23 protein-coding genes are annotated in these 21,619 nt (G+C 63.2%); 12 read left to right on the top strand and 11 right to left on the bottom strand.

Features of this window, described 5'->3' with window-relative positions:
• Positions 1 to 65: 65 nt before the first annotated feature.
• Positions 66 to 278 (bottom strand): hypothetical protein, encoded by a 213-nt coding sequence (locus ABH945_RS05535; RefSeq protein ID WP_074764180.1) that lies wholly within the window; start codon positions 276 to 278, stop codon positions 66 to 68.
• 262 nt (positions 279 to 540) lie between these two features.
• Here ABH945_RS05535 and ABH945_RS05540 point away from each other — a divergent pair, with 262 nt between their 5' ends.
• Positions 541 to 1,617, top strand: a complete 1,077-nt coding sequence (locus ABH945_RS05540) for a LysR family transcriptional regulator (protein WP_429249945.1) — start codon at positions 541 to 543, stop codon at positions 1,615 to 1,617.
• Positions 1,618 to 1,679: 62 nt separating this feature from the next.
• Here the strand turns inward: ABH945_RS05540 and ABH945_RS05545 are convergent, their stop codons facing one another.
• The 6 genes from ABH945_RS05545 to ABH945_RS05570 all read right to left on the bottom strand — a co-directional run bounded on the left by ABH945_RS05545 (position 1,680) and on the right by ABH945_RS05570 (position 8,158).
• Positions 1,680 to 1,910 carry a DUF2795 domain-containing protein gene (locus tag ABH945_RS05545; protein ID WP_074764178.1) on the bottom strand — a complete coding sequence of 77 codons (231 nt, stop codon included), beginning with the start codon at positions 1,908 to 1,910 and terminating at the stop codon, positions 1,680 to 1,682.
• A gap of 294 nt (positions 1,911 to 2,204) precedes the next feature.
• Positions 2,205 to 2,459, bottom strand: coding sequence for a hypothetical protein (locus tag ABH945_RS05550; protein WP_074764177.1), 255 nt, complete (start codon positions 2,457 to 2,459; stop codon positions 2,205 to 2,207).
• Positions 2,460 to 2,740: 281 nt separating this feature from the next.
• Positions 2,741 to 4,078, bottom strand: a complete 1,338-nt coding sequence (locus tag ABH945_RS05555; RefSeq protein WP_074764176.1) for a C45 family autoproteolytic acyltransferase/hydolase — start codon at positions 4,076 to 4,078, stop codon at positions 2,741 to 2,743.
• A gap of 200 nt (positions 4,079 to 4,278) precedes the next feature.
• On the bottom strand, positions 4,279 to 6,012 hold the full coding sequence (locus ABH945_RS05560) for a ClcB-like voltage-gated chloride channel protein (RefSeq protein WP_429250369.1): 1,734 nt from the start codon (positions 6,010 to 6,012) through the stop codon (positions 4,279 to 4,281).
• 106 nt (positions 6,013 to 6,118) lie between these two features.
• A complete protein-coding gene (locus ABH945_RS05565) occupies positions 6,119 to 6,856 on the bottom strand; it encodes a glutathione S-transferase (protein WP_429249946.1) in 738 nt (245 codons plus the stop codon).
• A 210-nt stretch (positions 6,857 to 7,066) separates the two neighbouring features.
• Positions 7,067 to 8,158 (bottom strand): YeiH family protein, encoded by a 1,092-nt coding sequence (locus ABH945_RS05570; protein ID WP_429249947.1) that lies wholly within the window; start codon positions 8,156 to 8,158, stop codon positions 7,067 to 7,069.
• 118 nt (positions 8,159 to 8,276) lie between these two features.
• Between ABH945_RS05570 and ABH945_RS05575 the strand changes: the two genes are divergently transcribed.
• The 8 genes from ABH945_RS05575 to ABH945_RS05610 all read left to right on the top strand — a co-directional run bounded on the left by ABH945_RS05575 (position 8,277) and on the right by ABH945_RS05610 (position 16,262).
• Positions 8,277 to 9,176 (top strand): LysR family transcriptional regulator, encoded by a 900-nt coding sequence (locus ABH945_RS05575; protein ID WP_429249948.1) that lies wholly within the window; start codon positions 8,277 to 8,279, stop codon positions 9,174 to 9,176.
• Between the two features lie 165 nt (positions 9,177 to 9,341).
• A complete protein-coding gene (locus ABH945_RS05580; protein WP_429249949.1) occupies positions 9,342 to 10,124 on the top strand; it encodes a sugar phosphate isomerase/epimerase family protein in 783 nt (260 codons plus the stop codon).
• A 251-nt stretch (positions 10,125 to 10,375) separates the two neighbouring features.
• Positions 10,376 to 11,389 (top strand): sugar kinase, encoded by a 1,014-nt coding sequence (locus ABH945_RS05585; RefSeq protein WP_429249950.1) that lies wholly within the window; start codon positions 10,376 to 10,378, stop codon positions 11,387 to 11,389.
• A 132-nt stretch (positions 11,390 to 11,521) separates the two neighbouring features.
• Entirely contained in the window at positions 11,522 to 12,817 is a 1,296-nt protein-coding gene (locus ABH945_RS05590; protein ID WP_429249951.1) for an MFS transporter, read from the top strand.
• A 4-nt stretch (positions 12,818 to 12,821) separates the two neighbouring features.
• Positions 12,822 to 13,787, top strand: coding sequence for a 2-hydroxyacid dehydrogenase (locus ABH945_RS05595; protein WP_429249952.1), 966 nt, complete (start codon positions 12,822 to 12,824; stop codon positions 13,785 to 13,787).
• 31 nt (positions 13,788 to 13,818) lie between these two features.
• Entirely contained in the window at positions 13,819 to 14,886 is a 1,068-nt protein-coding gene (locus ABH945_RS05600) for a LacI family DNA-binding transcriptional regulator (protein ID WP_429249953.1), read from the top strand.
• A gap of 60 nt (positions 14,887 to 14,946) precedes the next feature.
• The gene (locus tag ABH945_RS05605; protein ID WP_429249954.1) at positions 14,947 to 15,765 is read left to right on the top strand and encodes a YhfC family intramembrane metalloprotease; all 819 of its coding nucleotides are present in this window, start codon (positions 14,947 to 14,949) and stop codon (positions 15,763 to 15,765) included.
• Between the two features lie 131 nt (positions 15,766 to 15,896).
• Complete coding sequence (locus tag ABH945_RS05610; RefSeq protein WP_074764166.1) at positions 15,897 to 16,262, top strand: DUF3022 domain-containing protein; 366 nt, start codon at positions 15,897 to 15,899, stop codon at positions 16,260 to 16,262.
• A 38-nt stretch (positions 16,263 to 16,300) separates the two neighbouring features.
• Here ABH945_RS05610 and ABH945_RS05615 read toward each other — a convergent pair whose 3' ends face one another.
• Together ABH945_RS05615 and ABH945_RS05620 are read right to left on the bottom strand one after the other, a co-directional pair.
• The gene (locus ABH945_RS05615; RefSeq protein WP_074764165.1) at positions 16,301 to 16,738 is read right to left on the bottom strand and encodes a PGDYG domain-containing protein; all 438 of its coding nucleotides are present in this window, start codon (positions 16,736 to 16,738) and stop codon (positions 16,301 to 16,303) included.
• A gap of 292 nt (positions 16,739 to 17,030) precedes the next feature.
• Positions 17,031 to 17,543, bottom strand: a complete 513-nt coding sequence (locus ABH945_RS05620) for a Spy/CpxP family protein refolding chaperone (protein ID WP_074764164.1) — start codon at positions 17,541 to 17,543, stop codon at positions 17,031 to 17,033.
• A 190-nt stretch (positions 17,544 to 17,733) separates the two neighbouring features.
• Here ABH945_RS05620 and ABH945_RS05625 point away from each other — a divergent pair, with 190 nt between their 5' ends.
• From ABH945_RS05625 to ABH945_RS05635, 3 genes are all read left to right on the top strand, one after another.
• The gene (locus ABH945_RS05625; RefSeq protein ID WP_429249955.1) at positions 17,734 to 18,618 is read left to right on the top strand and encodes a LysR family transcriptional regulator; all 885 of its coding nucleotides are present in this window, start codon (positions 17,734 to 17,736) and stop codon (positions 18,616 to 18,618) included.
• A 98-nt stretch (positions 18,619 to 18,716) separates the two neighbouring features.
• Positions 18,717 to 19,175, top strand: coding sequence for an Lrp/AsnC family transcriptional regulator (locus ABH945_RS05630; protein ID WP_074764162.1), 459 nt, complete (start codon positions 18,717 to 18,719; stop codon positions 19,173 to 19,175).
• Positions 19,176 to 19,351: 176 nt separating this feature from the next.
• A complete protein-coding gene (locus ABH945_RS05635; protein WP_429249956.1) occupies positions 19,352 to 20,449 on the top strand; it encodes a saccharopine dehydrogenase C-terminal domain-containing protein in 1,098 nt (365 codons plus the stop codon).
• Positions 20,450 to 20,659: 210 nt separating this feature from the next.
• Here the strand turns inward: ABH945_RS05635 and ABH945_RS05640 are convergent, their stop codons facing one another.
• Both ABH945_RS05640 and cydX read right to left on the bottom strand, forming a co-directional pair.
• Positions 20,660 to 21,280: an AAA family ATPase gene (locus tag ABH945_RS05640; protein WP_429249957.1), complete on the bottom strand. Its 621-nt coding sequence runs from the start codon at positions 21,278 to 21,280 to the stop codon at positions 20,660 to 20,662.
• Positions 21,281 to 21,285: 5 nt separating this feature from the next.
• Positions 21,286 to 21,435 carry a cytochrome bd-I oxidase subunit CydX gene (gene cydX, locus ABH945_RS05645; protein WP_074764160.1) on the bottom strand — a complete coding sequence of 50 codons (150 nt, stop codon included), beginning with the start codon at positions 21,433 to 21,435 and terminating at the stop codon, positions 21,286 to 21,288.
• Positions 21,436 to 21,619: the final 184 nt, after the last annotated feature.

Here is a 21,619-nt window from a genome sequence, read left to right on the forward strand (position 1 = left end):
AAGCGCGGCTGGAGTGCGGCAGACCCTGCTACAGCAGTCCTGCTCGCCGCCGCCAATCAATCAGATCAGTTGACCGGAAGCTGGCCGCAAACGTCGGTAGACGGCGTCGCGCAGGCGAGCGAATACTCGCCGCTGTAGCGCAGGACTTCTTCTCCGGCATGCAGAACGACCTTGATGTCCGGGCATCGCTCGTAGGCGATGAAGGCCGAACAGGCTGCGGCGGACCAGCAAACCAGCGAAAACGCGATTTTTTCGATCAGTTGAAAACGAGGTGTCATAGCGATTGATTTCCTTTCGGACGCTATGGTACCAAAATACTAGGGTTTATACCTAGTCGAAAAGCCGCAATGTTGCTTTGCAACAAATTATGAAATGGGCGCGTCGCCAACCTGACCGGAATGTCATCTTCGGGTCAGGGTTGGGACATGATCCGCTAGCTACAATCGGAACGTTGGGCAAATCCGCGCGCGCCTTGCCGTGCGGGTCGACACAGGCGGCAGCGTTGCGCCGGCCCGGCGTTACCGTGGCAGGAGCGGTCCCATGAATCAACTTCAGTCGATGCGCGTATTCGTCAAGGTGGCGGACCTCGGCAGTTTCGTCGGCGCGTCCAGTGCGCTGGATCTGTCTACGGCGGTCATCACGCGGCACGTGGCCGATCTCGAAGCGCGTCTCGGCACCCGGCTGCTCAACCGCACCACGCGCCGTCTTTCGCTGACCGAAGCGGGCCGGACTTACCTCGAACGTGTGCGGCACATTCTCGACGACCTCGAAGGCGTCGAGCAGATGGTGGTCGCGCGTAATCACGAGCCGGTGGGCACGTTGCGGATCGTCGCGCCGGTGGTGTTCGGGCTGCATACGCTCGCGCCGGTGGTGCAGTCGTACGCGGCGCGCTATCCGGACGTGATGCCGGACGTCACGCTCGCGGACCGCCAGGTCGATCTGGTCGAGGAAGGTTTCGACGTCGGCATTCTGGCGACGCGGCATATGCGCAGCGGCAGCATCGTCACGCGACGGCTGACCACTGGCTACATGACCGTCTGCGCGACCCCCGCTTATCTCGCTCAACACGGCACGCCGACGCGTCCCGAGCATCTGCTGAATCATCCGTGTCTTGCGCGGCCGTCCGAACACGGCGGCGAGGAAAGGGTATTCACGGGCCCCGATGGCGGTGACATTCGCGTGCGCCCCGGCAATGCGATCGGCGCGAACAATACGGAGATGTTGCGGCAATTCGCGTTGCTCGGCATGGGCGTGGCGATTCTGCCGAGTTACCTGATCGGGCGGGATCTGGCGTCGGGGCGGCTCGTGCCTTTGCTTACCGATTACCGGCTGCCGCAGGTTGAAATCACGATTGCATATCCGAGCCGTCTTCATTTGCCGGCGAAGGTGCGCACGTTTATCGACCACCTCGTCGAGCATTTTCAGCAGACCAGCCCGCCAGCGCGGTCGCCGCGCGTGATCGCGCCGGCGCGGGTCGCAGCGGAGCCGATGGCTAACGCCGATGTCCGGACGCGTTCAGTGTCTGCGGCGCCTGTTGAGGTCGCGCTGCCGCGAGATGCGGCGCGTCGCTTGCCGAAGGTGCCGCGTACGCGGATCGTGGCGGCGTCGTCGGCGTGAAGAGTTGCTGATCGTTTTGATGCTGACGTGAGCGGGGTTTATCCCCGCTCATTCTTTCTGGATCACGAGCCCAGACCGGGCCCGTAATTTCCCGCGACCAGACGCGTGACCGAGTCGATGTCCGCGTAATCCTGTTCGGGCATGCCGTCGAGCATCGACAGCAGTTCGTTACTCGCGCCGGCTTCGCGCGCGGCATCGACTAAAGCGTCCTTGTTGGCCGGAAAATGGACTTCGCTTAAAAGATCGGCGATCTGCAGATCAATCGATTCGCCGGGGAATGCCGATGCTGTCATGCAAGTGCTCCAGGTTGAAGGTGAGAGCGGCGTTGATGCGCCGGTTGAGATGAGGGTTGGAGCGCGAAGGTAAATTATCGAGACCTGAATTTGCCCGTTCGCAAGTTCGCGAATGACGGGCCACTCGGCGGAACTCAGAGATTAATCCGCCGATAACGCATCGGCTTATAAAAAAGCCCGCCGCTGGAAGGCGGCCAACACCGCAGCCGCCAAGAATCAACCCGCAAAGCGCCCAGGTTCGCATTGACGTATCAAATGGCCGCTCTACGCAGCGCTACGCCCAGGCGCCGCCCGTCAAGTCTGCAAATGCTCGTTTTGTCCCATGAAACTTCGGTCGAGATGCCGCGACTTCGGCAGCGCGATGTGTTGCCATTGTTGCGGACTGGTGTCGTCCGTGGCGGCGACGCCGGGTGCGGCAGGCGCGACCGGTGCGGCATTGGCGCGGGCGGCAAGGCTGGTCGCGGTCGTGCCGTCGGTCGCGGTATGAACCGGCGCGGCAAAACACGAAGCTGACAGCGTCACCATGGTCAACAGTGTCGAGGTTTTCATCGCCCGACCTCCTAAGCTCATGCGGCGCAAACTGTTGAGCAATCGCCGTGCCGTCCCCGCGTCGAAAGGGCGGCCAGGCTACACGCGGCCTCGCACTATCCCGCGTGCGCGTATCTTCCATCTTAGTTGGCAAATACTGCAATGCGCGCACATTTGCGGCAAAACCGTATTGTAGTTTTCAGATGATGGCACCAATGAGGCAGTAGATGCCCGCTCCGTGCACGAGGCGTCGTGCAGGCACCGGATGGTGCGGTGCACTAAAAACCCGTGCTGACTTCGCATTAGCGCTGCACCTCGAACCGCGTCCACGGCCACGACGGCCGGTCGCGCATGTAGCCGTTCAGCCAGTTCCACTGCGGATGCCGTTTCATGAACGCCTGCGCGTCGAACGGCCTTCCGCACGGATGCCCCCAGCGCGCGCTAAACGCCATCGCGCGGGCCATCTCGCTGTCGGCGACCTTGCCGTCGTTCGCGCCCCACGGGTTAAACGGTCCGTGATCGGTGCCGCCGAAGCGGGCATCGTCCAGTTCGAGGTGGCCGCAAATCGTCCGCGAGCAGGGGTTGTCGTTGCGCTCCAGGTAGACGTCGTGATGGTCGGCGATCATTGCTTTGGCCAGTTCGACGTCGATCTTGCCGCGATGCGTTTCTTCGAGCTGCATGAAGCGCAACCGGCGCGCGCCGTTTTTGCGCACGTCCGTGTAGTCCTCGCCTTCGCCGATACATTCCTGGTTGCGGATTTTCAGGTCGGTCGCGGTGTTGTAGCCGCTATAGAAACCGTTCTTCGTGGTCTCGAAGCCGGAAAAGTGCAGCCCCAGTTCGTAGCGCGCGATCTCGCCGGTCTTGACGTCGCCGAGCAGCCAGCTATTCGCGTAGCCGCCGTTGTTCGCGCGCGCGAACATCTCGCACCATTCGCCGATGTCCTTCGCGTACTGCGATGCCCGTCGCGAGCGGTAAAACTCAGGTGCGCCGGCCGCGTTGTAGCCGACGAAGTTCGAGATCGTGGTCTCGGTCACCATCAGCCCGGCGGCCGTGATCCAGAAGTCGGTGAGGCTCGAAATGCAGCCGGGCAGGCCTTGCATCAGGATGCGGTTGCCGCGGTCCGGCACGATGTCGAAGATCACGTTGAACGCGTCGCCCGCTGCGTAGCGGTCCCACGAGTTGTGCGCCATCACGATGCCGCCGTCGCGGGTCGCGTCGCCGGTTGCGATGAACGCGCTGCAATGATGTCCGCGCCGGCCACGCCAGAGCTTCGCGCCAAGCTCCGGCTTCTGCTGTGCCGCGTGGCTCGGCCACCAGCTTTGCAACAGGTCCATGTAGCCGTTCCACGCAAGCACTTCGGCGAACGGCAGCTTCGCGCCGTCGGCGATACCCTGGATTTCGTCGGCGAATTCGGTGTCCAGCTGGTTCGCGAACTGCGTGACCGCAGCCTGGACGAAGGTGTCGAAATCTTCGCCCGTATCCCACTTCGCGAGATAACGGGCGGTGCGGATGGCGTTGCGAATTTCGGTGGCGAGCAACTGGCCGTGCTGTTCGCCGCGATCGTACGGCTCGCCTTCGATGTGCACGAAAATCCAGCCCGCCTGGTCGCGGCGTACGGCATCGGCGGATGAATCGCTCATGATCGCTCCGGTCGGATGGCGGGCGTTCCGATGCGCCCGCTTTTTGCGTAACGCGCGCTGCGGGCGAGGAGTGATGGGTCTTGAAATCGCCTCGGATCGAGTGAGATCGATTCGCCGCAGCAGTCCTCTCATTGTAGAAACTTTGCGCTGCTTTGCGCCGGGGCTCCGCGCCGCTCCCCGTTATGCCCCCGGGCCGGCGCCTAGCGCGTCGGATTCATCCGGAAATAGGCGTCGAGCAACGAGGTCTTGTAGACCACGCCCGCTAGCGTCGGATGCGCGGCGCTTTCCACCACCGGCAGACGCTCGCCCTGAAACGCGAGGAAGTGCTGCAACGCGACCCCGAGCGACATATCCGGCGTGAGCACGTCGAAATGCGGCTGCAAATAATTGGCGGCGGTTTTGGTCGACGTATCGCTTTTGTCGAGCAGATCGGACGTGATGTCCTTCAGCGCGACCACGCCGAGAAATGCCCCCGACGCGTTCGCCACGTACAGATACTTCACCGGATATTCGAGGAACACGCGCGTCATGTCCTGCACGGTCGCGTTGGGCGGCACGACGGTTTCCGCGGGACGGATCAGCTCGCGCATCTGGGTGGCGCGCAGCCGGGAGCGCGCCTGCTCCTCGCTATTACGGCGCAGTGTGATTTCGTACATCGACGTCTTCGCAATCGCACGCGAAATGAAATACGCGACCACACACGACAGCATCAGCGGCAATACGACCTGATAGCTGAGCGTCATTTCGAAGATCATCAGGATCGCCATCAGCGGCGCCTGGGTCGCGCCCGCCAGAAATGCGCCCATGCCGACCATTGCGTAAGCATACGGCGCGGACGTCGCGTGCGGCCACAACGCATGCATGCCCTGGCCGAAGATGGAGCCGACCGCCGCGCCGACGAACAGCGTCGGCGTGAAGACCCCGCCGACCGCGCCCGAACCTGCGGTAGCCGCCGTCGCGATCAGCTTGAACACCAGCACGGCGACGAGCGCGGTCCAGGTCCACGGGGAATGGAGGATCGAGTTGACGACGCTGTAGCCGTTGCCCCAGACCTCGGGCGACCAGATCGAGATCACGCCGACCACGAAGCCGCCGAGCGCGAGCCTCACCGGCAACGGCAAAGGCAGCTTGCGAAAACCCGCCTTCGACACGTCGAGCAAACGCAAAAACTGCGGCGCGGCCGCGCCGCACAGCGCGCCGAGCGCGACGAACAGCAGCACTTCGATCCCGGCCACCGGCGGAAACACCGGCATTTCATATGGCGGCTTGTAGCCGGCGAATTCGCGCATCGTGATATTGGCCACCACCGCCGACACCACGACCGGCCCGAAGCTCTCCATCACGATCGAGCCGAGCACGATCTCGGTGACGAAAAACGCGCCCGCAATCGGCGCGCTGTACGCGGACGTAATGCCCGCCGCCGCGCCGCACGCGACCAGCAGACGCAGCCGGGAAGGGTCGAAATGCACCCAGCGTCCGATCAGCGACGCAGCGAGCGCCGCCAGTTGCACCATCGGCCCTTCGCGGCCGATCGAGCCGCCGCTCGCAATCGTGAACAGCGACGATACGCTGCGCCACAAACTCAGTTTGACCGGCACCACGCCGTCGCCGATCGCGACGGCTTCCATGTAGTCGACGTGATTGCATTTATCCGCGTAACGCTGGGCGATCAGCAGGAACAGACCGGCGATCAGGCCACCGGCTGCGGGCAGCCAGATACGCACGGTCCAGGGCATGCTGCGCGCCATTTCGACGAAGCTGCCCGACCGGCCGGCCACGCTCAGTTGCAACAGCGCGATGGCCTCGCGAAACGCAATCGTCGCAAAGGCGCCGGCGACGCCGACGACCACCGACCAGACCAGCATCGTATGGGCTTCGGACAGGCGAAACAGGTGTTGGGCGCGGGTGCGCAGCTTCAGCAGGAATGAAAGCACGTCGGTGGTACGGGGTGAGGGGTTGGGTGAGGGACCGGGCATGACACAGGCAACGCGCGCCGGCAGGCATGCATTGCAGCACCCTGATGCCATCCAGCAGCGCGAATCAACTCGCCGCCTTATCGAGTTCCGGGTAATGCCTGAAGATGCACGACTCGTTGTGCTCGATGCGCCGCTCCGATTCCAGATACGCGGCGATGTTCGGCCGTTCGATCACACGATCGTGCAGCGCGGCGAGACGCGGATAGTGTTCGCCGAATCGCTTGAGCGCACGCGGAAACGCGTACAGCAGACCGTCGATCAACTGGAACATCGATGTATCGACATACGTGAGCGCGTCGCCGACCATGAACGTGTCGCCCGCCGGATTCTGCTTCAGCACCCGCTCGAAGTACGACATGAACTTCGGAATCCGGTTGTCGATGAAGTCGTGCGCGCGCACTTTCGCGGCGTCTTTCTGATCTTCGTAATAAAGGCCGCTCGCCAGTGGGTGATGCGTGTCGTGCGCCTCGGTGACGAGATCGGCGATAGTCAATTGCAGCCCGTTGGCCACGTAACGCAGGCTTTCCACCGACGGCGCCAGATTCAACCGTGGCCCCAGGTAGAACAGGATGTTGGCGGTCTGCGAGATCAGCAGGTCGCCGTCTTTCAGAAACGGCGGCGCATACGGCGGATACGGCTCGTCGCGGTCTTTCATCAGCGCCAGCATTGCGCCCGTGCCGAGTCCTTTAGACTCCTTGCCGCGCGCGACTTCCACGTAGTCCGCGCCGGCTTCTTCCAGCGCCAGCCGCACGAATTCGCCGCGGCCTTGCAGGCCGTCCCAATAGTAAAGTTCCAGGCTCATCGATCGGTCCTCATTCCGGTCGCCCATTCACGACGCATGGCCGGTGAACGCGCGGGTTGCAGGAGAAGGTGATGCCAGCAACCAGTATGCCGCGCGAGCGCAACCGGTGGTGTCTCCGATGAAGATTCACGGCTCGAGCGGGGCGCTCCAGAACGCGCAAAACCCCGCACGCGGCGGGGTTGCTGAGGGAGCGCAAACTGCGCGAACGGTTTAGCCGAACAGATGCTGGACACCCCATGTAATCCCCAGTCCACCGGCGATCAGCCATACGTACAGGATCAGACCGGTGGTCAACGCACGCGGTCCCGCCTGGCGGATTTGCGAAATGCGGGTTTCGATGCCGAGCGCGGTCATGGCCATGGTCAACGCGAAGGTGTCGAGCGTGTTCAGCGTGCTCGTGGCGGCTTCGGGCAACACATGCAGCGAGTTGATCACGACGAAGCCGAGGAAGCCGAGCGCGAACCACGGAATCGCCAGCTTGCGCGGGATGTTGTTTTGCGCGCCCGCCGACGTTGGGTTGGCAGCAGCCTCTTTACGCGCCGAGCGGTTCACCCACATGCCGACCACCAGCAGCACCGGCACCAGCAGCATCACGCGAGTCATCTTGACGATGGTGGCGATGTGGGTCGCCTCCGGGCTGACATTGCTGGCCGCGCCGACCACCTGCGCGACCTCGTGGATCGTGCCGCCAAAGAACAGCCCCGCGCCGATCGTGTCGAGATGCAGCCAGCCCGCTTTGAACAGAACCGGGTAGAGGAACATCGACAGCGTGCCGAACAACACCACGCTGCCCACGGCCATCGCGCTCTTGTGCGGTTTGGATTGCAGCGTCGACTCGAAAGCCAGCACTGCTGCCGCGCCGCAGATCGCGCTGCCGGCGGCCGTCAACAACGCGGTATCGCGGTCGAGCTTCATGATTTTCATGCCCGCCCACGTGCCTATAACCAGCGTGCTGACCACGATCAGCACCGATTCGGCGAGCCCCGGCAAGCCGACCTGAGCGATTTCCTGCAAGCTCACGCGCAGGCCGAAGAACGCGACGGCGATGCGCAGCAGCTTGCGCGCCGAAAAGTTGACGCCGGCCGCCCAACTCGCGGGCATGCCGTCGCGCAGCACATTGCCGTAGATGGCGCCGGCCACGATGCCGACGATCAGCGGACTCAGGCCCAGCCCGGCAATCGCCGGAATCGCCGCGACGCGGGTCACGGCCGCCGCGAACAGCGCGACGAACAGGATGCCGTTGAGTTGTCCGAGAGTGGACGACTCGCCGGTCGGGGCAGCGGTAAGCGGGGCAGTGGACATGGCGCAGTCCTTTTGATGACTGACTGGATTCGATGGCCTAATCCTAATTTAGATATATCGATATGAAAAATCGTGATTTAGGATGTAAAGTATCGGCTAATCTGATATTTGTCTCGTCATGACCCCCGATCAACTTATAACATTCGCCTCAGTCGCTGAGCATCTGAACATCAGCCGTGCGGCGGTGGCGCTTCATTTGTCGCAACCGGCGGTATCAGGCCAACTGCGGCAATTGCAGGACGAATTCGGCGAGCCGCTGTATCAGCGCGACGGGCGCGGCATACGTCTGACACCCGCTGGCGAGCAACTCGCGAGCTATGCCACGCGGCTGCGCGACACGTGGCGGCAGGCGCATGCCTATCGCGACGCGTTGCGCGGGCTGGAGCAGGGCACGCTGCGGATTGGCGCGAGCACGACGCCCGCGAGTTACCTGCTGCCTTATCTGATCGCGGATTTTCATCGGCGGCACCCGGATGTGAGCGTGCATACCGCCGACGGCAATACGGCCGAGATCGTCGGCGCGCTCGGTTCGGTGGATATCGCGATGATCGAAGGGCCGGTCGGCGCCGATCTGCCGCCCGATACCGCCGTGCACGCGTGGCGCGAGGACGAGATCGTGGCGATCATGCCGCGCTCCCATCCGTTGGTGCAGGACGTTTCGGGAGACGACCGGGGCCGCGTCGAACTGGCGGTGCTCGGCGCGCATCCGCTGGTGGTGCGGGAGGCGGGGTCGGGTGTGCGGCAGATCGTCGAGCGGGCCTTCGCTCGAGCGGGCGTGCCAATGCGCGTCGCGCTGGAAATCGCCGGGGTCGAAGGCGTGAAGGAGGCGGTGCGCGCGGGTATGGGCATCGGTTTCGTGTCGGCCATGTCGATGCGGCACGAGAATGGCTCGTTGCGTCTGTTCTCGCTCAGCCCGGAGCCGCTGACTCGCCGGTTGTCGATTCTCGTGCCGCACGCGAGCGCGCCCGCCCGGGTCGTCGAGCAGTTTCTGACGCTGTGTCTCGCGGACGGCGGCTAGCGGCAAGAGCCCACATGCCCGCCGCGCCTGGGGATTTCCACTATGGTGCATGGCCCTGACCCTGGCCACTATCTGGGCATTGCAAGCGCCTCGGCGCTTTTTTTCAAAGCGCAATTGGAACCGGTTCCAATTGCGTGCGGCAAGACAGGACCAGGTAAATTCGACATGGCTGAAGCAGTAGACGTGGTGATCGTTGCAAGCGCGTTCGGGATGGACGCGGTGCGCACGGGCGGCCATCTGAAGTGGGCGCAGGCGAGCCGGCGGGCCGGTGCGGCGGGTTTCGAAGTGCGTCGCGAGCTGTTCGCCGATGAATCCGACGCTAAGCCGCAGCGGTTGCAGGCGCTCGGCGAATCGATCGCCGAACTGGGCTTGTGGTCGGTGTTTTCCACGCCGGCTTCGCTTTACACATCCGATGGACAACTCGACAGCGCCGCGTTGCATCTCGCGCAGGACGAAGCCACCGCGCTCGGCGCGCACTTCGTCAAGCTGCAACTGGGCGGCTTCGTCCGCGATGCGCACGGCGCGGCGATTGCTGAGCAGATGCAGCGAGTGCAGCGCGCGAATCTCCGGCTTGTCGTCGAAAACGGGCAACTGGAAGAAGGCGGCTCGCTGTCGCAATTCACCAGCCTGTTCGACGCGCTGTCGCGTGAAGGTTTCGCCGATGTGCTCGGCATGACGTTCGATATCGGCAACTGGGCATGGCGCGATGTCGCGCCGCTCGACGCAGCCGGTCTGCTGGCGGCGCACGTCGACTATATCCATTGCAAGACGACGGTTGGCGAAGGCGCGCGGCGTTTTCCCGCGGCCCCGGCTGCCGACGATGCAAACTTCGCCGCCGTGCTCGAGCGCTTGCCGCGCGACGTGCCGCGCGGCATCGAGTTTCCGTTCGACACAAGCCGGATCGATGCGGATGCCGCGCATTACGTCGAGTGGTTAGGCAAAGCTTAAGTGGTCGCGAGTGGCTTGAAGAACCTGAGAGTGCGGCAATAGACGACAACAAGACGACAACATGCCGCGAAAATAAAACACAAAAAACACACCGCGAGAATCACAGCGCGGGCGACGCAAAGTCATGTGACATGAACGTGCCGGTTCAGGCGAGGGTGGCTTTAACCACCGCACCTGAAACGCGCTCACGACATCGCACAGCAATAGAACTAGCCAGACACACAGCGCATAGCAGCGAGCAGGAGCAAAGCATGACCACCACCTCACACGCAGCACTCGACGTCATCACCTACGGCGAAGCAATGGCCATGTTCGTGGCCGCCGAAACCGGCCCGCTCGCCGAAGTCGGGCAATTCACGAAGCGCGTGGCGGGCGCCGATCTGAATGTCGCGATTGGCCTGTCCCGGCTCGGCTTCAAGGTCGGCTGGATGAGCCGCGTCGGCAACGATTCGTTCGGCCAGTTTGTGCGCGACACGTTGACGAAAGAGGGCATCGACCAGCGCTGCGTGAGCACCGACGATCGCTATCCGACCGGCTTCCAGCTGAAATCGAAGAACGACGACGGCAGCGACCCTGCGATCGAATACTTCCGTAAAGGATCGGCGGCGAGTCATCTGTCGCTGGACGACTATGTGGGCGATTACGTGCTGCCCGCGCGTCACCTGCATCTGACGGGCGTCGCGCCCGCGATTTCGGCCAGTTCGCGCGAACTCGCGTTCCATCTCGCCCGCGAAATGCGCGCGGCGGGCAAGACGATTTCGTTCGACCCGAACCTGCGCCCGACGCTCTGGCCGTCGCGCGCCGCGATGGTCGAAGGCCTGAACTCGCTCGCGGCACTGGCCGACTGGGTGCTGCCCGGCATCGGCGAGGGCGAGATTCTGACCGGCTATACGCAACCCGAAGATATCGCCAGCTTCTATCTGGAGCGAGGCGCGCGCGGCGTCATCATCAAGCTAGGCGCGCAGGGCGCGTATTACCGTACCGCCGATGATGCCGGCACCGTCGCCGGGCAGCCCGTCGCGAACGTCGTCGACACGGTCGGCGCGGGCGACGGCTTCGCGGTCGGCGTCGTCAGCGCGTTGCTGGAAGGCAAAACGCTGCCGCAAGCGGTGGCGCGCGGCAACCGGATCGGCGCGCTGGCGATTCAGGTGATCGGCGATTCAGAAGGCCTGCCGGGCCGCGCGGAACTCGACGCGCTCGAACTGGCCGACGTGCCGCCTGTCGGCACGAGCGCACGGGTGTCGAGTACGGCCGGCGTCGTGTGACTTCGAACACAGCAACAACGCACAGACATACGGATACGGCGCCCACGACCGCCCGTCACCAATCCGGGACGCCGTAGACGCCGGAAATGCCGTAGAGAGACGTAACACAGTACGCAGTAACAGGAGACTCACATGCAGACCCCCGTCACTTCATCGCTTGCGGTTCGCCGCTGGTGGACGATCATGCCGATCGTCTTCATCACGTACAGCCTCGCTTATCTGGACCGGGCGAACTTCGGCTTCGCGTCGGCGGCCGGCATCAACCAGGATCTGGGCATCAGCAAAGGGCTGGCGTCGCTGATCGGTGCGCTGTTCTTTCTCGGCTATTTCTTCTTCCAGATTCCCGGCGCGATCTACGCGGAACGCCGCAGTGTCAAGAAGCTCGTGTTCTGGAGCCTGATCCTGTGGGGCGGCTGCGCGGCGCTGACCGGCATGGTCGACAACATTCCGTCGTTGATGGTGATCCGCTTCGTGCTCGGCGTCGTCGAAGCCGCCGTGATGCCCGCGATGCTGATCTTCATCAGCAACTGGTTCACCAGAAGCGAGCGCTCGCGGGCCAACACGTTTCTGATTCTCGGCAATCCGGTGACCGTGCTGTGGATGTCGGTCGTGTCCGGCTATCTGGTGCATTCGTTCGGCTGGCGTCACATGTTCATCGCCGAGGGCGCGCCCGCGATCATCTGGGCGGTGTGCTGGTGGTTCATCGTGAAGGACAAGCCGCAGCAGGTGTCGTGGCTCACGCAGCAACAGAAGGACGACCTCGAACGGACGTTGCGCGCCGAGCAGGCCGCGATCAAGCCGGTTCGCAATTACGGCGAGGCGTTCCGCACGCCCGCCGTGATCCGGCTATGTGCGCAGTATTTCTGCTGGAGCATCGGCGTGTATGGTTTCGTGCTGTGGCTGCCGTCCATTCTGAAGAATGGTTCGTCGCTCGGCATGGTCGAAACCGGCTGGCTGTCGGCGCTGCCTTACCTCGCTGCGACGATTGCGATGCTTGCAGCTTCGTGGGCATCGGATAAACTCAACCGCCGCAAAGTGTTCGTGTGGCCGTTCCTGCTGGTCGGCGCCATTGCTTTCGCGGCGTCGTATGCGCTCGGCTCCACGCATTTCTGGCTCTCGTATGCTCTGCTGGTGATCGCGGGCGGCGCGATGTACGCGCCGTACGGCCCGTTCTTCGCGATCGTCCCGGAACTGCTGCCGAAGAACGTCGCGGGCGGCGCGATGGCGCTGATCAACAGCATGGGCGCGCTCGGTTCGTTTGTCGGCTCGTATGTGGTCGGCTATCTGAACGGCGCGACCGGATCGCCGTCGGCATCGTATGCATTCATGAGCGTGGCGCTGATCGCCGCGGTAATCCTGACGCTGACCGTCAAGCCCCAGCCGCTGACCCAGAAGCCCACGCTCGCTACACCGTTGCAAGGAAAATAAGCTCATGAAGAAGATCGTCGCCTACAAGTCGTTGCCCGCAGATGTGCTCGCGTATCTGCAACAGCACGCGGAAGTCGTCGAGGTCGATGCCTCGCAGCATGATGCGTTCGTCGCCGCATTGCGCGACGCGGACGGCGCGATTGGCGCCAGCGTGAAAATCACGCCGGCGATGATCGAAGGCGCCAGCCGCCTGAAGGCGCTGTCGACCATCTCGGTCGGCTTCGACCAGTTCGACGTCGCCGATCTCACGCGGCGCGGCATCGTGCTCGCGCATACGCCGGACGTGCTGACCGAATCGACCGCCGACACCGTGTTCGCGCTGATCCTCGCGTCGGCCCGCCGGGTCGTCGAACTGGCCGACTGGGTCAAGGCGGGTGACTGGCGCGAGAGCGTCGGTCCGGCTCAATTCGGGGTCGACGTGCAGGGCAAAAGGCTCGGTATCGTCGGGATGGGACGGATCGGCGGCGCGGTCGCACGGCGCGCGGCGCTCGGCTTCAACATGAAGGTGCAGTACACGAACCGCAGCCCGAATCCGCAAGCCGAAGCGGCCTATGGCGCAAAGCGCGTGGAGCTGGCGGAGTTGCTCGCCACTTCCGACTTCGTCTGCCTGCAAGTGCCGCTCACCGCCGAAACGCGCCACATGATCGGCGCGGCCGAATTCAAGGCGATGAAGACGAGCGCGATCCTGATCAATGCATCGCGCGGCGCGACCGTCGATGAAGCGGCGCTGATCGAAGCGCTGCAAAACGGCACGATTCACGGCGCAGGCCTCGACGTTTTCGATACCGAACCACTGCCCGCCGATTCGCCGTTGCTGAAACTGCCTAACGTGGTCGCGTTGCCGCACATCGGTTCGGCGACTCACGAAACCCGTCACGCGATGGCGCTCAATGCGGCCGAAAACCTGGTCGCCGCGCTCGACGGCACGTTGAAGACGAACATCGTCAATCGCGACGTGCTGAGCCAGTGAGCCGGACTGCCAGCGAAGGAGTGACTGCACGATGAGCACGCCGCAGCAGGGCACGCCGCGCCGCGCGACGATTACCGACGTCGCGCGCGAGGCCGGTACGGGCAAGACCAGCATTTCGCGTTACCTGAATGGCGAGATGAGCGTGATGTCGCCGGAATTGCGCGCGCGCATCGAGGCGGCCATCGCGCGGCTGAACTATCAGCCGAACCAGATGGCGCGCGGGCTGAAGCGCGGCCGCAACCGGCTGATCGGCATGCTGCTCGCCGATCTGACCAACCCGTACACGGTCGAGGTGCTGCAGGGCGTCGAGGCGGCCTGTCACGCGCTCGGCCTGATGCCGCTGATCTGCCACGCGGCCAACGAAGTGGAAATGGAGCGGCGTTATCTGCAACTGCTGACCACGTACCGGGTGGAAGGGGTGATCGTCAACGCGCTCGGCGTGAGCGAGGAGACGTTGCGTCCCGTGGGCGGCAGCGGCATTCCGGCGGTGATGGTGGACCGTCAGGTCGAAGGACTGACCGCCGACATGGTCGGTCTCGACAACGGCGCGGCGGCGCAGTTGGGCGTGCAGCATCTGCTGGAACAAGGCTTCGACGACATCTGGTTTGTCGTGCAGCCGTTCGAGCAGGTCAGCTCGCGGCATTTGCGGCAGACGTCGTTTCGCGATGCGATGGGCGCTCAAGGCCGCGCGCGGGGACATACGCTGGTGCTGGATCTGGCGGAGTCGGACGAGACGGCGCGCGGTCTCGCCGAACTGGATCGCGCGATCGATTCGGCTGCGGACGGCAAGAGAGGCAAGAACGCGTCAACCGCTCATCGCATCGCCCTGTTCGCAGCCAACGCGCCGGTTGCGCTGTGCCTCGCGCTGCATCTGAAATCGCGTTACGGCCCCGACTGGCAAACGCGCGTCGCGCTTCTCTCCATCGACGACCCCGACTGGGCCGAACTCACCGGCATCACCACGATCCGCCAGCCGACCTACGAGATCGGCTATCGCGCGGTCGAGTTTCTGCACGAGCGCATCGAAGGCGTTCAGACAACGGTGCGGGACTGTCTTCTGCCGGGCGAGCTGATCGTTCGCGCATCAACTTCGCGCTGATCTGCGATCATGCGGGCTGCGGCGCGCAGCGGGTGCGCGCCGGTCATCGCAAGGAAACTCATGGTTGTTGCACCGATTACCCTGTCGAGCCTCGCCGTCGCGACGCTTTTCGTGGCCGCGTTACCTTTCATGATTTACCGGCGTGCGCGCCGTCCGCTCGCGCTCAATCCGCGCGACGCCATTACTGGTATCGCCGTGTTCGCGCTGTTCGCGATGGTGATCGAGCGCGCGCTGAACGACTACGTCCTGCATCGCAACGAGGCAACCGCGACGTTCCTGTCGAACCCGCTGGCTTTCGTGATTTACGGCGCGCTGGTCGCAGGCGTCTGCGAGGAAGTGGGGCGCTTTATCGGCATGCGGCTGATCCTGAAACGTGCGGCAGCGAAGTCGCCCGCGACGGCCGCCCGCACCGACGACGGCACCGCGCTGACCTACGGCCTCGGCCATGGCGGCGCGGAAGCGTGGCTGGTCGGCGTGCTGGTGCAGGTTCAGTGGGTTCTGTTTGCGATCTTCGAGAACCGGGGTGAACTGGACGGCTACCTGAGCAATCTGCCGACCGATTCGCTGATGCGTATTCACCTGATCCTCGCCAGCCTGACGCCGCAGACGGCGGGCATTTTCGCGCTCGAACGCGTGGCGGCGCTGGTGTTCCAGATTGGTTTGTCGGTGCTGATGTGGCGCGGGTTGCGCGCGGGTTGGCGCGGCATCCTGCCGCTGGCGATTGTTCTGCACGCGCTGGTGGACGCACCCGCCGCGCTGTTCCAGGCGCAACTGGTGCCGCTTGCTGCCGTTGACGCCATTTATGCGGTGGCTGCGCTCGTGGTCGCCGGGTTGCTGTTCAGGACTTTCAAACGTCCTGCAGCGGCTGCACGTCCGTGATTGCCCGAGTGTATTCGCACGCTCTGCGGATAGCTCGCTAAAACGTCGGCCTTTGCCTACAATCGGCCGACTTTTTCCTGTAGCTTTTTAAGCTCTTTCAGCCTCTTAAGGCCGATCTTTCGGCAGACCTCATGGAAGCTTACCAATACGACTGCGCGAATCCCGAGTTCGAGGAACTGGCGCGTGTGATCAGCGATCTGTTCCCGGAGCAGACGCAGTTCATCCAGAGCGCCGCCGAAGACGGTACGCCGACGCTGACGATTCACTGGGTGGCGATGCGCTTCGGTTCGACCGCACGCCGCATCGTGATGACCGTAGCGATCACACCGGCGGCGCTGGCGCGTTATTTCGCGTTGCCGGCGCGGTTGCGGGGCCGCAGTTTCGCGGTGTTGCGCGCGTATGTCGAAGCGAGCCTGGGCTCGCTCGAAGAGCAGTATGCGAAAGGTGAGGCGGTGCCGCGCGACGTCATCGTGGATCTCGGCGACGAGTTTGCCTGAAGGGGGGGCGCTAATCGCCTGAGCGCGGCGACCAGGAATCAGTCCGCGCGCCGGTAGACCTTCGCGAAGCGCGCGGCCTGGACTACGCCGTAGTCGCCCGGCGCGTATTGCATCACCCAGTCGCCTGCGACGCCGCGCAGCACGTCGCCACCGCTGGCGGACCGCGCGAGCGAAAACGCTTCGTTCATCTGTCTGGCCAGCACGACCGCAGGGCGGTTGCGGTACGCGCCGGCTTCGCCGTGCGCGAGGGCTGCGTCGGCGGGGAGGTATTTAGCGTCGAAGCGCTCGCGCGAAACGACCCAGCGGTCGCCGGTCGATCCGGTGATCAGCGCGTCACCGCGCACGTAGCGGTTCGGGCCTTCGAGGCTCATCAATTCGCCTTCGCTCGCAGCGAATTCGACGGCGACCGTTTCGTCCTTGACGACGCGAAGTGCGTGGGCGTCCTGAGTCAGGTCGAGATTTTTCAGTTCGGTCATGAAGCGGTAGGAGTAGAGGCAGACTGGTGCGGAAAGGGGAAAGACAGCGTGCTGGCTTATGCCGCGATGTCGTTCCTAGGGGCTTTAAAACAAGGGATTTTCTCACGGGACTTCACGTCCCAAAGCCGTCTACCCGCATGATGCCAGATGCATCGGAAAAATCAGCTTCTTTTGGCTTCTTTTGCGAAGGGCGTTGCGGATGCTGTGAACCATCCCGAACCAGCGCCCTTCGCAAAAGATCCGCGTGCGCAGCGCCAACCTCGCGCCGCGCACGAACAGAACCTTTAAGCGCTTACGGCTTCACAGCTGCGTCGCTAGCCGGGGCAGCGGCTGCTTTACCGCCCTTACCCTTGCCATGATGATGACGGCCACCTTCGCCGCCCGGCTGATGGAACGTCGCGTCGGCGAGCTTTTTCTGCTCCGGCGAGAAGCTGCTATACAGCGGATCGAAAGCATCGACCAGCTTCTTCATGCCATCGGCATGCGCTTGCGCGATCTGCGCGTATTGCTTCATGTCGTCGACGGCGGACAGCTTGCCGGCCGACTTGCGCTGTTCGAACAGTTGGCCCATCGTCTCGCCGTTGCCGCGCATCACGTCGGCGAACGTGTTCCATTGCGATTCCTGCGCCGAGGTAATCTTCAGTTGCGAATGCAGATAGGCGATGCGGTCTTCGACATTGCGTTCGTGACCTGCCTTGCCGGCCGGAGCCGAGGCGCTCACCGGTGCCGAAGCCGGCGCGGGAGTTTGTGCGAACGCGCCGCTCATGGCGACTGCGGTGGCCAGCATAACCAGTGCTTTTTTCATCGAAACTCCTGATGTCTATTCGAATTGGGACAGGGCGTGCGGCGAGCGTTCCGTCGCGCTTCACATTGCGTCGATAACGCGCAACGTTTGGCTGCCGCCTGTTTCCGTCGCCGCTATTTGTAACACGATATCTGGGTAATGCGGCTGTTGTGCGACAAACGCTTACAACCGAAACGAAAGGAAATAGCGGGTGGATAAATTCGTCAGCATGGAAATTTTCGTCGCGGTGGTCGACGAAGGCAGCCTGACCGCGGCCGCCGAGCGCTTTCACATTTCGTCGGCGATGGTAGGCAAGCATATCCGCGCGCTCGAAACGCGGCTGGCGACGCGGCTGCTGACACGCACTACACGTCGGCAAAGTCTGACGGAGATTGGTCGGCAGTATTACGAACAATGCAGACGTATCCTCGCCGATGTGAAAGACGCCGAGTCGCTGGCCGAAGCGATGGCCGCCGCACCGCGCGGCGTGCTCAAGGTGACCGCGCCGCTGACTTACGGCGTCGAAGTGTTCGCGCCCGCCGTGACCGATTATCTGAACGCATGGCCGGATATCACGCTGGAACTCGATCTGTCGAACCGCGTGGTCGATCTCGTTGAAGAAGGCTTCGACGCGGCCGTACGCATCGGTCATCTGGCGGATTCGGGTTTTGTCGCGCGGCCGTTGAAGCCTTACCGGATGCGCGCGTGCGCGTCGCCAGCGTATCTGGCGAAGCATGGCACGCCGCGCACGCCCGCCGATCTCGCGCAGCACGAATGCCTGGGTTTCCTGCATTGGGGACGCGAAGGCTTATGGCGTCTCGATGGCGATACCGTCGACGAAAACCCGCTGCGTGCGGGCCGTTTTCGTGCGAATAACGGGCAGGCGCTGAAGGTTGCCGCATTGCGTGGTTTCGGCCTCGTGTTGCAGCCGGAAGCGTTGCTCGCGCGCGAGATTGCGAGCGGCGAACTGGTGCCGGTGCTGGACGATTTTCTACCCGACGGCGCCCCGGTGCATCTGATCTATCCACGCGATCGCCGCGCGACACCCAAGCTCACCAGCTTCATCGATTTCGTGATCGACCGGTTCGGCGTGTGAGTTCGCGATGAGCATGCAAGAGAGCGCGGCCAACCCCGCTTTTCGTGGCGAAGACGCGCGATAATCGTCCGCATTACCGGCCCAATTCGAAACCCTCAATGCGACCACCGCGCCTCGACCAACTCGACGACCTCGACCGTAACCTCGTTGCACTGTTGCAAGCTAACGCCCGCGAAAGCGTCGCCAGTCTCGCGCGCCAACTCGACGTGGCGCGCACCACGGTTATCGCGAGAATCGCGCGGCTGGAGCGCAGCAACGTGATCGCCGGATATAGCGTGCGGCTCGGGCAGGACGTGCTCGATTCGAGCATCGTCGCTTATGTCGGCATCATCATCGCGCCGAAATATGGTGCGGCGGTGCAGAAGCGACTGGGCAAGATGCCCGAGGTGCAGTTGCTCTGCGCGGTTAGCGGCGAGTTCGATTATGTCGCGTGGTTGCGCGCCGATTCGCCCGAACGCCTGAACGATCTGCTCGATCAGATCGGCGGGCTGGAAGGCGTCGAGCGGACCACGACGTCGATCATTCTGGCGCGCAAGATCGATCGCGGGACGGTTTGAAGCGGGGCCGCGTTTACGCGATTTTTATAACTTTTCAACATATTGATTGAAAAGTTGGTCGGAACGTCGAAGTTCATGGTCATAACGCAGCATTTTGCGTGTATGAACTGTTTTTGCTTCTTCCTAAACTGTCGCTGTGGAGTTCAAGACGGCATACGGATAACAAGGAGAAGCGCATGAAAGTAGCCATCGTTGGTGCAGGGCTGATTGGTCACACCATCGCTCATATGTTGCGCGAAACCGGCGATTACGACGTCGTCGCATTCGACCGCGATCAGCACGCGCTCGACAAACTCGCCGCCCAGGGTATTCCGACTCGCCGGGTCGATTCCGCCGACGCGGCCGCGCTGCGCGCCGCGATTCAGGGTTTCGACACGCTGGTGAACGCATTGCCGTATTACCTCGCGGTAAACGTGGCCGCAGCGGCCAAGGGCGCGGGCGTGCATTACTTCGACCTGACCGAGGATGTGCGCGCGACCCACGCGATCCGCGCGATCGCCGACGACGCCGAGCATGCGTTCATGCCGCAGTGCGGTCTTGCGCCGGGTTTCATCGGTATTGCCGCGCACGAACTGGCGAACCGTTTCACCGAGATTCGCGACGTGAAAATGCGCGTCGGTGCGTTGCCCGAGTTTCCGACCAACGCGCTGAAGTACAACCTGACGTGGAGCGTCGACGGTCTGATCAACGAATACTGTCAGCCGTGCGAGGCGATCCGCGACAGCCGCACGCAGTGGGTGCAGCCGCTCGAAGGCCTCGAACATTTTTCGCTCGACGGCACCGAGTACGAGGCGTTCAATACCTCCGGTGGTTTGGGCACGTTGTGCGAGACGCTGGCTGGGCGCGTCGAATCGCTCGATTACAAGTCGGTGCGTTATCCGGGCCACCGCAAACTGATGCAATTCCTGCTTGAAGACCTGCGTCTTTCGAGCGACCGCGACACATTGAAGAACATCATGCGCCGCTCGGTGCCGTCGACCGCGCAGGATGTCGTGCTGGTGTTCATCACCGTGAGCGGCATGCGCGATGGGCAACTGGTGCAGGAAGTGTTCACCCGCAAGATTTTCGCGAAGACCGTGTGCGGCGTGCCGATGAGCGCGATCCAGATTACGACGGCCGGCGCGATGTGCGCAGTGCTCGATCTGTTCCGCGAGAAGAAGCTGCCTCAAAGCGGTTTTGTGCGTCAGGAACAGGTGCCGCTGCGCGACTTTCTGGCGAACCGGTTTGGGCAGTTGTATGAAGGAAAGTCTTTGGAGACGCTGGCGGTGGTGTGACGCCGGGTTGGTGGAAAAGGTTTCTGGAAACCGGAGCCGTTTGCCGGACGACTCGGCGAATCATCGCTGCTTATGTTCTGGCCATATGCGGCGAATGGAGAAACCAGGCCACGGTAGAGCATCACAGACATGCCGCTTGAGTGAGTCGCGCCCTGAACATGTGTCCTGATGTTCAGGGCGTAGTTTTTTGGCTTTGTCAGACAGAGGTTGCTACACGGGCAACGGCGGCAACCTCCCGCCAGTCGTCCACGATTCGCCGACGATACGCGTCAGCAACGTTTCATAATCCGCCTGCACTGGCGCGGTGTTGTCGAACATCAGCAGGTCGTCGCACATGTCGCCGCTGGGCACGAAGCGGCGTTGCCGGTACTCGTCCCAATGCGCGAGTTTGTATGCATCGTTCGGATCTGCGCGCTCGATGATCCGCTGCCGCGCCGTCTCTTCGGTCGTATGAACCCACACGACCCGCAGTTTCACTTCGTCGCCAATTCCGAGCCATGCGCGATCAAACAGACGGCGCTCGCGTATTTCGCGCGATAACGGCGCAACCACCATTGCGCTCACGCCGAGTCGAAGGTTGTCGCACGCGGTATCGATCAGGCCGCGATATTCGGGATCGCGCAGATGCTGCAGGAAAAGTGGGCTGTCGCGGTCGTTCGGGTCGCCGGTCAGCATGGCCATCGCGGCGGCGCTGTAACCGCCGTAGAGCGTGTCCTTGTCGAGCAGGCAGCAGGGCGTGGCGCTTGCCTGCATCAGCGGGGCGAGCAGTTTTCTGGCGAGAGTCGTCTTGCCCGTGCCCGCGTGGCCGCAGAAGAAAACCAGATGCGTCACGCCGATCACGCAGATTTGTCCCCGGATGGCGCGGCTGGCGGGTCGCCGGGTAGAGGGTCGCGCGCGAACTTGCCGTTCGCCTCCAGCCACATCACGTTGATGACGCCGAAGGCCAACGCCACGCCGACGCCCAGAATCCAGGTGAAATACCACATAGCCGTCTCCTTGATCGCGGGTCTGCCGACACGGACGAACCCGTATGACGCATGCGGGTTGGCAACCCTGACCTGCGACGCAACCGAGGGTAAATCCGCAGCGCCCGAGCGCCCACGTCGCAGTCCTTTGCAGCGATCATGAACAAGAACGCGACGCCATGCAAGAGGCGTCGGATTGGCCGTT

This window comes from Paraburkholderia sp. GAS333 (genome assembly GCF_050435665.1).
GTDB classification, from domain to species: domain Bacteria; phylum Pseudomonadota; class Gammaproteobacteria; order Burkholderiales; family Burkholderiaceae; genus Paraburkholderia; species Paraburkholderia fungorum_A.